We start from the raw sequence: 11,660 nt of genomic DNA on the forward strand, positions 1-11,660 counted from the left end.
CCATCGCCTTCGGCTCCGCCGACATGTCCATCGCCCCCTTCACCCCGCTTCCGGAATTCCGGCCGCGGGGCGTTTTTATTGGTCATCCACCCGTTTCAGCCGCCATCGTATAGATGTGCGGATCTTGCTCCGGCGACCCACCCCTGTTCGGGGCGCGGCGGCCCCCCTCAGCCGGCGCTCCTGTCCACGGTCATGCGCCCGGTCCCTCCCCCGGTGTGGGCCTCTGTGGCGGTGAGGCCCGATCGGTGACAGTTCAGCGAGCCGAGAGGCGGGCGTCAAGATCCATTGCGGAAGCACACGGGTGTGGGAAGACCCACAGCTGCGTGTCGGTCAAATCCGAGGCCGGGAGGCAACCTCGACCCCCTCGGATCCGTCCTCACCTACAGGCTCCGGTACACCTCTGCCGGAGACCCCTTTCTGCGCCATCCGGAGCAGCGCGCCTTGACTTGGAGAGCGCTCCAACTCGTAGCGTCGCAGACGTCCGGCCTCGTGCCGTACGAACGACGATCGAGTGTGCAGGAAAGGCTGGGACACCACATGCAGAAGCGCAGTCTGCGGGACCTCCAGGTATCGGCCATCGGCCTCGGATGCATGGGGATGTCCGCCTTCTACGGCTCCGCCGACCAGGAGGAGGGCATCGCGACCATCCGGCGGGCCCTGGAACTCGGAATCAACTTCCTCGACACGGCCCAGGTGTACGGCCCGCTGACCAACGAGTCGCTGGTCGGCGAGGCGATCCGGGGGCACCGCGACGAGTATGTGATCGCAACCAAGTTCAACTACCGGATGGACGACGCCGTTCCGGGCGACATGAGCACGGTGGGCCGGCAGGACGGCTCGGCCGAGCATGTGCGCAGCTCGGTCCACGGCTCGCTGAAGCGTCTGGGCACCGACCACATCGACCTGTACTACCAGCACCGGGTCGACCCGAACGTGCCCATCGAGGAGACGGTCGGTGCGCTGGCCGAACTGGTCGAGCAGGGCAAGGTGCGCCACATCGGGCTGAGCGAGGCGAGCGCACAGACCATCCGGCGGGCGCACGCCGTGCACCCGGTCACCGCCGTGCAGAGCGAGTACTCGCTGTGGACGCGGGACGTGGAGGCCGAGGTGCTGCCCGCCTGCCGGGAGCTGGGCATCGGCTTCGTGCCGTACTCCCCGCTCGGGCGCGGCTTCCTCGCGGGCCGCTTCAGCTCCCCGGACGAGCTGGACGAGAACGACTTCCGCCGCAACAACCCGCGCTTCACGGATGCCAACCTGGAGGCGAACCTGCGGCTCGCGGCGAAGGTGAAGGAGATCGCCGCCGAGAAGGACGTGACGCCGGCCCAGCTGGCCATCGCCTGGGTGCTGGCCCAGGGCGAGGACCTGGTGCCGATCCCGGGCACCAAGCGGCGCACCTACCTGGAGCAGAACGCCGCCTCGGCCGGCATCGAGCTGACCAAGGAGGACCTGGCCCGCATCGACGCCGAGCTGCCCCGGGTGTCGGGCGAGCGGTACGACGAGGCGGGCATGCGCGCGGTCAACCGCTGAGGAACGGGGGGCCGGGCGGGCGTACGGCGGAGGGCACAGCCGACGGAGAGCGCGATGTGGGGTGCCATGGGATGCGGTGCCGTCCGCGACCGCTGCTGGCGGCCCGCCGATGCGGTCGACGACCGGGCAGCCGCGCGCTGACGTGCGGCGTGTCCGGCCCGGGAGCACGCTGTAGGAATGAGACCCCGGCTCTGGGCGGTCCCGCGGCAGCCGTGGCAGTCGACGCACGCGCTGCTCCTGCTCCCGATCGTGCTCATCGTGGTGATCACGGTCGTGGACATGCAGGCCCCCTACAGCGTCCACCTCGGCCCGGCCCTGGTGATCGCGCCCGCGCTCACGCCCTCCATCGCCGGTCCCCGGACCACGGCGGCCATCGGGGCGCTCGCCCTGGCCGCCCAGATCCTCATCGGGGTCACCCATGGCGGGCTCGGCACCACGAACCACATCGTGCAGATCATCACCCTCGCCGTGCTGTCGGCGCTGTTGGTCGTCTACAGCGCCCTGCGGGAGCGCCGGCAGGCCCAGCTGGCCCAGGTCCGCACGGTCGCCGAGGCCGCGCAGCACGTGCTGATGTGGCCGCTGCCCGAACAGATCGGCCCGCTGCGGATCGCCTCGCTGTATCTGGCCGCCGAGGACGAGGCACAGATCGGCGGCGACCTGTACGCGGCGACCCGGTGCGAGAGCGCGGTGCGCGTGCTGATCGGCGATGTGCGCGGCAAGGGCCTGTCCGCCATCGGCGAGGCCGCGCTGCTGCTCGGCGCGTTCCGGGAGACCGCGCACCGGCACATCTCGCTCGCGGAGCTGGCCGCCCTGCTGGAGCAGAGCGTCACCCGTTACGCGGCGGACCTGGACCCGCCGGAGGAGGCGGGCGAGCGGTTCGCCACCGCACTGCTGGTGGAGATCCCGGACCGGGATCCGGTCACCCGGATGACCAGCTGCGGCCATCCGCCACCGCTGCTGCTGAGCCCCGGCCACGCCGTCACCGTGCCGAGCCTGCACCCGTCACCGCCGCTCGGGGTGCACGCTCCCACCGAGCACACACTGGACGTGTTCTCCTTCGAGCCCGGCGACACGCTGCTGCTCTACACCGACGGCGTGGTGGAGGCGAGAGACGCCCGTGGCCGGTTCTATCCGCTCACCGAGCGGGCCATGCACTGGACCGACGACAGCCCCGAGGCGCTGATGCACCATGTGCGGCGCGATCTGCTCGCCCATGCCGGGGGCAGGCTGGGCGACGACGCCGCGCTCATCGCACTGCACCGCACGGCCGTCGAGCGGCGCCGCCACCACCACGGCCGGGCCGCCGCCGCCCCGGACACCCTCCGGCACGGGTGAGGACGACCGCGCGGGCGGGCGCGGCGGCCGCTCAACTCCACGGCAGGCGTGAGCCCCGACCCGAGTGGGGCGGGGCGGGACACACGCCCCCGGTCAGCGGACCGACTCGAGGTCGGTGATCTTCAGGGTCTTCAGGCTGGACTGGACATCGATCCTGCTCACCTCGGCGTGCGGCCCGTCGCCCCAGGTGAGCGTGACGCGGCTGGTGGCGTGGCCGGCGCCGGAGCCGGTGTAGGTCACCTTCCACTTCACCGGCACGTTCTGCGCGAAGAGAATGCCGTCGGCGTGCTCCTTCTTCTCGAAGGCGGCGACTTTCTTCTGGGCGGCGGCGGAGAGGTAGAAGGCCCGCAGCGCCTTGGCGGCGTCGCCGGCGGACTTGTCGTCGGTGGCCCAGACGGCGTCGATGTAGGCGCCGTAGAAGTCGGCCACGTGCTGGGTGGCGTTGCGCGGGTCGCCCTGTGCGGAGGACACGGCGGCGGCACGGGTGGTGTGGTTCGCGACGGTCCCGGCGAGGGCGGGCGTCACGGCGGCCAGGGTGAGTCCGCCGGCGAGGGCCACGGTGGTGATCAGGGTCTTGCGGCTGCGGACGGTCTGACGACTGCGAACGGACATACCTGTCATTCCCCCGGTTTCGTTACGACCGGTCTGATCCCGGCCGTCGACGGACCGTAAGACCTCATTTCCCTCGCACCGGTTCCGCTTCTCTCTGCCTTTTTTCCACGCAATTCCCGGAACATGAGGCAGCCGGAAGGTTGGGCCGAATTCCGGACGGGTTTTGGCGCCCTTTCGGTCATTCCGCCTCGGGCAAGGGGCGGGGCCGGGGTCCGGGAGGTGGGTGCGGACCCCGGCCCCTGGTCTGTCCGGGCCTGGCGGTCGTCGGTCAGGGCTTGCGGGCGACCGCGCCGTACATCGCGATGTCCTCGTCGCGGATGCCCTGTTCGCCGCTGCCGTCGGGGTGCCACTTGTGCACCTGGACGATGCCCGGCTCGACCAGCTCAAGGCCCTCGAAGAACTCGTGGGCCTCGTCGAGGGTGCGCAGCCGCATCGGCATGTTGCGGGCCGCGTACTCGCGGGCGACCCGCCCGACCTCCTCGGGTGCGAACTCGGCGGTACCGATGGACATCGCCAGATAGCTGCCGGACGGCAGTGGCTCCAGCAGCCGCCGTACGACACCGACCGCGTCGTCCGCGTCGAGCATGAAGTGGACGATGGCGATGACCGTGAGCGCGACCGGCCGGTCCAGGTCCAGGGTCTCGCGCAGCTCGGGCGCGTCCAGGATGGCCGCCGGGTCGCGGAAGTCGGCCTCGATGTAGGACGTACGGCCCTCGGGCGCACTGGCCAGCAGGCCCTGGGACAGGGTGAGGACGATCGGGTCGTTGTCGACGTAGACGACCCGGGACCCGGGGGCCACGGCCTGGGCTATCTCGTGCAGGTTCGGCGAGGTCGGGATGCCCGTGCCGATGTCCAGGAACTGGCGCATGCCCGCGTCCTCGGCGAGCCAGCGCACGGCGCGGTTCATCCAGTCGCGGTTGGCGCGCATATGGACCGGGAGCGCGGGCCACTCCCGGGCCATGGCGTCGCCCGCCTCCTGGTCGGCGGGGTAGTAGTCCTTGCCGCCGAGGATGTAGTCGTAGATGCGGGCCGAGTGGGCGTTCTCGGTGTCGATCCGGTCGGCCGGCCATCCGTTGTCGGGCAACGCCGTGTCTCCCATTCGGGTCGGGGGCGGGGGCTTGCGTACGAACACGTGCGTCACAGCTCCTTGCGGATCGCGCCGAGCAGGGACTCCGTCTTCCTGGCGGGCGCGGCCTGTGCGCCGAGCCGGTCCATCGCCTCCCGGTACACCACGACGTCTTCGGCCTTGTCGAGGTAGACGGCCCCGACCAGGCCGTTGAGGTAGACGATGTCGGGCAGTTCGCGGGCCTGGAACCGGAAGAGGTGGTAGGCGCCCGCCCGCATCGCCGGGTGCGGGCCGTGCGCGAACGGCATGAGCTGCAGGGTCACCCGGGGCAGCCGGTTGACCTCGATGAGATGGTCGATCTGGGCCCGCATCACCCGCGGTCCGCCGACCTGCCAGCGCAGCACGGTCTCGTCCATCACCACCCACAGCCTGGGCGGCGCCTCGCGGGCCAGCAGCTGCTGGCGGCGCATGCGCAGCGCGACCCGGCGTTCGGTGGCCTCGGCGGAGGCGTGCGGACTCTCGGCGCCCAGCAGGGCGCGGGCGTAGTCCTCGGTCTGCAGCAGGCCGTGCACGAACTGGTTCTCGTACGCGCGGATCTGCAACGCGGCCTGTTCCAGGCTGAGATAGGCGGCGAACCAGTCGGGCATCACATCGCGGTAGGTGTGCCACCAGCCGCGCTTGTTGGCCTCCCGCACGGACTGGAGAAAGGTGTCGATCTCGTGCCGGTCGCTGACGCCGTAGACCTGGAGCAGTTTCTCGGCGTCCGCGAGCCGCAGCCGGGCCACCTTGGCGGCCTCCATGCGGCGGATCGTGGAGTGGCTGACGCCGATGGCGGCACCCGCCTCGTCGTAGCTCAGGCCGGCCCGGGTCCGCAGCTCTTCCAATTGCCGGCCGAGGATCATGCGCAGGACGGAGGGGGCGCCGCCCCAGTCGGTCTCCGCGGTCACACCCACCCCCCTCACCGGTCACCCAGGGCCACGGTCGCACACGGTCGCTTGCCGTCCCATTCGATCACGTTCTGGCCGAAGCAGCATGCACTTGGCCACTTGCAAATTTCAACTTGCCGGTTGCGGAGCGTTGTCGGCAGATGCCACAGTGGACGTACTGCTCCGGCCGACCAAGGAGCAGGCGGCGCGGCCGGGTTGGGGGAGATCGGGCCGCTCCACGGCCGCGTCGCAGGCGGTGTGTCGTCTGCTGCGCCGGCGGTCGGCCCGGAACCGACGCCCCCCACGTGAGGCCGGACGAAAGGCGCACGGCGATGGCTCCGCCCTCCCTCCCCCCACCGCTTCACCGACCCCCCGAGGAACCACCCCTGACCGCCGGCCCGTTGCGCCTGCCCGGGGTACCCCGCCAGGACCACGGCCTGTCAACGAACGACGACCTGGACCGGACACCGGACTCCGCCGAGCAGCGGACACCGGACTCCCTGAAACACCGGATGCCGGACGCCGCAAAGGACCGGGCGCCTGACTCAGCGAAACACCGGGCGCCGGAACCCGTGACACAGCGTCAGCAGGATCCCGCCGAGGCGGACCGGCCGCACCGGGACCTGGCCGGCACACCCCGGATCCACCCGGTCCCGGACAGCGCGGAGCATCCGCACCGACCGCCGGGTACGGCCGGTGTCCCCAGACCACCCGGAGGCGAGCGCCTCGGTCGACTCCCTGGGCCCGTCGGCCCCGACCGGCTCGCCTCCGGGGCTCCGCCGCCTCGCTCCGCCGCCTTCGACCTGCCCGCCCGGCCGACGGCCGTCGGCGCGGCCCGCCGTGTCGTCCGGGACCTGCTGACCGCCTGGGGCGTGCCGGAAGCCGCCCGGCACGACGCGGTCCTGGTGACCTCGGAGCTGGTCACGAACGCCCTCGTGCACACGGCCGGTGACCGGATCGTCTGCCGGCTGCACGACACGGCGGACCGGATACGGATCGAGGTCGAGGACCAGGAAGGCGGCCCCGCGCTGCCGGCGGTCCGCCGCGCCGGACCCGATGACCAGCACGGACGCGGACTGTTCCTCGTCAACGCGCTGAGCCGCGACTGGGACGTGACGCCGATACCGGGCCGGCCCGCCCGAGTCGTCTGGGCGGAGCTGTCGTCGTCCGGCCACGACTGACCCCACGCGCCGACCCACCCCCACCGACACCGCCACACACGGACCATCCCCCACTCGTCCGAAGGATCCCCATGCACCACACCGTTCCCACCCCCCTCCCCGCACCGGCCGCCGACCCGTCCTGGACCCGCACCCGCCCCAGGCCCGGCTCCCAGGAACAGGACGGCTGACCCCGAGCGCCCCGCTCGCCACGGCACTCCCCCGGTCTCCGGGCACGGTCCGCTCCGGCCCCCAGGCACCCTTGCCCGCACCCCGGCCGCGCCCTCGGCTCCACCCGCACCGCGGCTCGCCCCCGCCCCGCCCCCATTCGGCCCGAAACCACCTCCGCCCACACCCCATCCGCCCCGAACCCCGGTAGATTCGCCGCCGGTGCGGGTCCACCGCATCCGGCGGTGCATCGGGGTGCGTGCGGGCTCCGTGTCCGCCGCGCGGGCTGTTCCGGTCGGGGGTGTGCATGGTGGTCTGGTCGCCGATCCGCCGCAGGCGGTCCGTGTCCAGGCTGCCCGTGCCCGGGCGGTGCCGGCCCGCGGACGGCCGGCATGTCCTGGCCACCGAACGGCTGTTGCTGTTCACGCCCCGCACCCGGCTGGACCTGGTGGCCGCGCTCGCCGCCTGCGCCGACGCCGAGGCACAGCACTGGCTCGGCACCCAGGCCGACGAGGTGCTGCCCGACCCCGGCATCCGCAGGGCACTGCTCGCCTGGCGGCCGGCCGGTGACGACGGCCGCCGGGTACCCCGGAGGCTGGCCCAGCCGTATGTGCCCGGACCGGACGACCCGTTGCTCCTGGTCTGTGTGCGCAGGTCCGACCTCGGCTATGCCGGCGCCCTCGAACTGGAGCACCGCACGGCCGAGATGGGCGGCTGGCTGGCCCCGGCCTGCCGTGGCCAGGGTCTGGGCGCGGAGCTGTTCCGCGCGGGCGTGGCACTCGCGCACACCCACGCCGGACTGGCCACGGTCCGGGCGGGCGCGGAGCCCGGGAACACCGCGAGCCGGCGAGCCCTGGCCCACGCCGGCTTCGTACCGGACGAGGGGCCGCCCCGGCACACCCTGCCCGACGGCCGTGTGGTCGAGGCCGTCTGGCACCGCCACGACAGTACGGCGGCCTCCCGCTGCCGCTGACCACCGCCGCTCCGGCGCCCGGCCGGCGCCGAGAGCCATCCACCCACCCCCCACGGAGAGCCGACGTGACAGACACCGGATTCAGCGCGGAGCGGATCGGCACCGGCAAGCCGCACTCCGCCCGGATGTACGACTGGTTCCTGGACGGCAAGGACCACTACCCGGTCGACGCCGAAGCCGCGAGCAAGGTGCTGGAACTCTTCCCCGGCGTCAAGGAAACCGCCTGGGCCAACCGCGAGTTCATGCACCGGGCCGCCCGCTTCGTCGCCCGCCAGGGCGTCGACCAGTTCCTGGACGTGGGCACCGGTATTCCCACCGAGCCGAACCTGCACCAGATCGTGCAGGCGGTCACCCCGAGCGCCCGGGTGGTGTACGCCGACAACGACCCGATCGTGCTGCGGCACGCCGAAGCCCTGCTGCACGGAACACCCGAGGGCCGTACCACCTATCTGCACGCCGACGTCCGCGAACCGGAGCGGATCGTGGCGTACGCCCGCGAGCACCTGGACCTCACCCGGCCCGTCGGCCTGTCCCTGATCGCGCTGCTGCCGTTCGTCACCGACGACCAGGACCCGTACGGCGTCGTCCGCACGCTGCTGGACCCCCTGCCCTCCGGCAGCCACCTCGTGCTGTCCCACGGCAGCGGCGAGTTCGACCCGGAGGTCAGGGAGCGGATCGTGGCGGTCTACCGCGCCGGAGGCACCCCGGTGCAGGCGCGCACGCACGCCGAGGTGACCCGGTTCTTCGACGGGCTGGAGCTGTGCGACCCGGGCGTCGTACCTGCCACGGCCTGGCATCCCGAGCCGGGGATGCGGGTCGTGCGGGAGCAGCCGGTGTACGTCGGGGTGGCCCGCAAGCCCTGATACGGCAGGCCCGGCACCGTCGGCCGCGCCGGACACCAGGGGCGGACATATGCTGCGAAATGCCGCCCCGAAGGGAGTGCCCCATGGCCGACGCCCCGCCCGCCCCCGAGGAGCTGAGGCTCCAGCCCCTCGGCTTCGACCACCTGGCCGCCGTCCTCGACCTCGGCCACCGGGTGTACGACACCGACGCCATGCCCTACACCGGCTGGTCGCTGTCGGCCGTCGCCGGGCATCTGGACGCACCGGACTCCGCCTGTCTGGTGATGCTCGACGGCGACCGGGTGGCCGGGTTCGTGCTCGGTTCGCTCTCCTTCGAGCAGCGCGCCGACTGGGGCTATCTGGAGTGGATCGCCGTCGACCCCGCCTATCAGGGACGCGGGGTGGCGTCCCGGCTGGTGAAGGAGTGCTGTGCACGGCTGGCGGCGGCCGGGGCGGTGTGCGTGGTCACGGACGTGGAGCGGCGCAACACCGCCTCCGCCGAGCTGATGCGCCGCAACGGCTTCGCCGAGGAGGCCACCGTCAGCCTCTTCGTACGGCCACTCGCCGAGACCACCGGCAGCGGCTCGGGTCGGGCCCGCGACACCTCCGCACCTCGCCGCCACCTCACCCGGGCGGCGGCCGAACGGGTGCGCTGAGTCCGGCCACGGAAGGGGCGGCGGCCGAACAGGGTCTTCCCCGCGTGCGCCGCGGCGAGGCCCGGGCCTTCCGCCTGGGCGAAGGTCGGGATGCTGCCCGGTCCCGTCGTCGGCCAGAGGCACCGGGCCCTCATCTCCATCCCTCCAGCATCCTTCTGGGGCGACGATCCCCACCGGAGCCGTGCCGCCTGCCTGGCCGGGGCGTCGGGAGCGTGCGGCTCCCGCGCCGTCGCCGGCTGTGCGGGTCCCGTGCCGGTGTGGCGCTCAGGTGCCGGGCATCAGGCCCGCGGCGACCGTGGCGCCCAGTTCCCAGCACGCCTGCGTGTCGGCCTTGCCGGGCTCGCCGGTGACGGTCACCGCGTCGGCGGCGCGGCGCCAGCCGAGGCCGGTGGTGACGGCCTCGATGGCACGGACGGCGCCGGTGACGTCGTTGCCGCCGTGGACGTAGTAGCCGAACGGCCGGCCCCGGGTCTCGTCCAGGCAGGGGTAGTAGATCTGGTCGAAGAAATGCTTGAGCGCGCCGGACATGTAGCCGAGGTTCGCCGGGGTGCCGAGCAGGTAGCCGTCGGCTTCGAGGACGTCGGAGGCGGTCGCGGACAGGGCCGCCCGCCGCACGACACGGACGCCCTCGATCTCCGGTGTGGTGGCGCCGGAGACGACGGCCTCGAAGAGCGCCTGGCAGTTGGGCGACGGGGTGTGATGGACGATCAGCAAGGTAGGCACACCCCGCACCCTGCCGTGCGCCCGCGGCGCCTCGCAAACGCCGGGCGTGGCAGGCGGCGCGGCGGGGTAGACGCTGTGCACGCAGAAGACGGGAGGGGCCGCCGTGACCGGTGCGGGTGTCCGCACGTCCGCCCTTCGCCCGGACTGGCTGCCGGCCGGCTACCGGTGCCGCTCGGTGACCCCGGCCGACGTGGACGCGATCCACCACCTGGTCGCCGCGTACGAACGCGCACTGCACGGCCGTGAGATGACCGGCGCCGACCGGCTCGCCGCCGAGCTGTCCCGGCCGGGACTGCGGCCGCACTCCGACACACTGCTCGTGCTCGACGGCGCGGGCGGACCGGCCGGCTACGGCTGGGTGCGGGGGCGGCGGGCGAGGGTTCATGTGCACCCCGGCCACCAGGGGCGGGGGCTCGGCAGTGGCCTGCTCCTCTGGACCGAGACCCGGGCCCGGCGAGCGGGCGGCGACCGGCTCGCGCAGACGGTCTCCGACACCGATCGCGCCGCGACCGCGCTTCTACGGACCAGCGGTTACTCCCGGCTGGTCACCGAGTGGCTGCTGGAGATCGCGCTGCCGCAGGAACCGGACGTGCCCGGTCCGCCGGCGGGCATCACCGTACGCCCGTTCCGGCACGGCGACGAACAGGCCGCGTACCAGCTCACCGAGGACGCGTTCGACGAGTGGCAGCCGCGGCGGAAGAACTACGCGGAATGGGCCCTGCGCACCGTCGAACGCCCCACGTTCCTGCCGGCGGCATCACCCGTGGCCTTCGCCGGCGACCAGATGGTCGGGGCCGTGCTGTCGCTCGACGCCCCGGGCCGCGACGAAGGGTACGTCGAGCGGGTCGCGGTACGGCGCGACCACCGCGACCGGGGCCTCGCCCGCACGCTGCTGCGGGAGGCGTTCCGCACCTTCCACCGCCGAGGCAGGCAGGCCTGCACCCTGTGGACGCACTCCGGCACCGGCGCGCTCTCCCTGTACGAGCGTCTCGGCATGACGGTCCGGCACAGCTCCACGGTCTACTGCAGGGCACTCGCCACAGACTGACCGGGTCGGCCCGCCCCGGAAATGGTGTGTGGCGCTGTCAGTGCCCTCGGTTACAGTGACGCCCTTGAACAAGAGGGGAGTAAGAAGTGCAGGTCGGGGTGGGGTCCGTGCGGGGCAGAGTGGTTGTGGCGGTGGCACTGGCGGCGGTGCTCGGCGGGTGCGCGGGATCGGCGGACGGTGACGGGAAGCATGCCTCGAGCGCTTCGCCGACCGCCAAGGGGGCAGCGAGAGCCAAGGGGACGGCGACGGCGAGCGGTGGTTCGATCGGCTCGGCCGGTTCGGCCTGTGAACTGCCCGTCCGCTTCGACATCGCCAAGCACTGGAAGGCCAAGGCGATCGATGCCGAGGCGGAGCTGTCGAAGTCCTCGAAGGGCTCCGGCGGCGACCTGAGCGGGGCGTTCGCCGCCGCCTTCCTGCGCCAGGGTCCGGTCACCGCCGCCTGCGAGATCGACGCCAAGCCGGCCGGCCACATCGGCTTCATACGGGTGTGGACCGGCAAGCCCGGGAAGGCCGACGCGGGCAGTGTGCTGCGGCAGTTCGTCGCCGCGGAGGACAACGTCAGCAAGGAGAAGTACCACTCCGTCAGGACCGGTGGCGGTCTGAACGGCGTCGAGGTGGAGTACC

General features: G+C 72.6%; 12 protein-coding genes. 8 read left to right on the top strand and 4 right to left on the bottom strand.

What is annotated here, in order from left to right:
* Window positions 1-537 precede the first annotated feature (537 nt).
* The gene (locus AB0L75_RS43165) at window positions 538-1,527 is read left to right on the top strand and encodes an aldo/keto reductase (protein ID WP_365191774.1); all 990 of its coding nucleotides are present in this window, start codon (window positions 538-540) and stop codon (window positions 1,525-1,527) included.
* 177 nt (window positions 1,528-1,704) lie between these two features.
* Entirely contained in the window at window positions 1,705-2,862 is a 1,158-nt protein-coding gene (locus AB0L75_RS43170; RefSeq protein ID WP_365191775.1) for a PP2C family protein-serine/threonine phosphatase, read from the top strand.
* A gap of 93 nt (window positions 2,863-2,955) precedes the next feature.
* On the opposite strand, the gene AB0L75_RS43175 is transcribed toward AB0L75_RS43170, so the two are convergent.
* The 3 genes from AB0L75_RS43175 to AB0L75_RS43185 form a co-directional block, all read right to left on the bottom strand.
* Window positions 2,956-3,474 carry a hypothetical protein gene (locus tag AB0L75_RS43175; RefSeq protein WP_365191776.1) on the bottom strand — a complete coding sequence of 173 codons (519 nt, stop codon included), beginning with the start codon at window positions 3,472-3,474 and terminating at the stop codon, window positions 2,956-2,958.
* A 268-nt stretch (window positions 3,475-3,742) separates the two neighbouring features.
* Entirely contained in the window at window positions 3,743-4,558 is an 816-nt protein-coding gene (locus tag AB0L75_RS43180) for an SAM-dependent methyltransferase (RefSeq protein ID WP_365191777.1), read from the bottom strand.
* Between the two features lie 53 nt (window positions 4,559-4,611).
* The gene (locus AB0L75_RS43185; protein ID WP_365191778.1) at window positions 4,612-5,487 is read right to left on the bottom strand and encodes a helix-turn-helix transcriptional regulator; all 876 of its coding nucleotides are present in this window, start codon (window positions 5,485-5,487) and stop codon (window positions 4,612-4,614) included.
* A gap of 551 nt (window positions 5,488-6,038) precedes the next feature.
* Here AB0L75_RS43185 and AB0L75_RS43190 point away from each other — a divergent pair.
* The 4 genes from AB0L75_RS43190 to AB0L75_RS43205 all read left to right on the top strand — a co-directional run bounded on the left by AB0L75_RS43190 (window position 6,039) and on the right by AB0L75_RS43205 (window position 9,265).
* Window positions 6,039-6,647, top strand: coding sequence for an ATP-binding protein (locus AB0L75_RS43190; protein WP_365191779.1), 609 nt, complete (start codon window positions 6,039-6,041; stop codon window positions 6,645-6,647).
* Between the two features lie 490 nt (window positions 6,648-7,137).
* On the top strand, window positions 7,138-7,767 hold the full coding sequence (locus AB0L75_RS43195) for a GNAT family N-acetyltransferase (protein WP_365191780.1): 630 nt from the start codon (window positions 7,138-7,140) through the stop codon (window positions 7,765-7,767).
* A 65-nt stretch (window positions 7,768-7,832) separates the two neighbouring features.
* The gene (locus tag AB0L75_RS43200) at window positions 7,833-8,630 is read left to right on the top strand and encodes an SAM-dependent methyltransferase (protein ID WP_365191781.1); all 798 of its coding nucleotides are present in this window, start codon (window positions 7,833-7,835) and stop codon (window positions 8,628-8,630) included.
* Between the two features lie 83 nt (window positions 8,631-8,713).
* A complete protein-coding gene (locus AB0L75_RS43205) occupies window positions 8,714-9,265 on the top strand; it encodes a GNAT family N-acetyltransferase (protein WP_365191782.1) in 552 nt (183 codons plus the stop codon).
* 264 nt (window positions 9,266-9,529) lie between these two features.
* On the opposite strand, the gene AB0L75_RS43210 is transcribed toward AB0L75_RS43205, so the two are convergent.
* A complete protein-coding gene (locus AB0L75_RS43210) occupies window positions 9,530-9,988 on the bottom strand; it encodes an NAD(P)H-dependent oxidoreductase (protein ID WP_365191783.1) in 459 nt (152 codons plus the stop codon).
* 103 nt (window positions 9,989-10,091) lie between these two features.
* Here AB0L75_RS43210 and AB0L75_RS43215 point away from each other — a divergent pair, with 103 nt between their 5' ends.
* Together AB0L75_RS43215 and AB0L75_RS43220 are read left to right on the top strand one after the other, a co-directional pair.
* Window positions 10,092-11,036, top strand: coding sequence for a GNAT family N-acetyltransferase (locus tag AB0L75_RS43215; RefSeq protein WP_365191784.1), 945 nt, complete (start codon window positions 10,092-10,094; stop codon window positions 11,034-11,036).
* Window positions 11,037-11,143: 107 nt separating this feature from the next.
* Window positions 11,144-11,660 (top strand): lipoprotein (locus AB0L75_RS43220; RefSeq protein WP_365191785.1); only part of this gene is annotated, 517 nt, incomplete at its 3' end.

Source organism: Streptomyces sp. NPDC052101, assembly GCF_040680235.1.
Classification (GTDB): domain Bacteria; phylum Actinomycetota; class Actinomycetes; order Streptomycetales; family Streptomycetaceae; genus Streptomyces.

Coding starts and splice junctions, on each gene's coding strand:
- AB0L75_RS43165 (WP_365191774.1), top strand. CDS start 538: ATGCAGAAGCGCAGTCTGCGGGACCTCCAGGTATCGGCCATCGGCCTC.
- AB0L75_RS43170 (WP_365191775.1), top strand. CDS start 1,705: ATGAGACCCCGGCTCTGGGCGGTCCCGCGGCAGCCGTGGCAGTCGACG.
- AB0L75_RS43175 (WP_365191776.1), bottom strand. CDS start 3,474: ATGTCCGTTCGCAGTCGTCAGACCGTCCGCAGCCGCAAGACCCTGATC.
- AB0L75_RS43205 (WP_365191782.1), top strand. CDS start 8,714: ATGGCCGACGCCCCGCCCGCCCCCGAGGAGCTGAGGCTCCAGCCCCTC.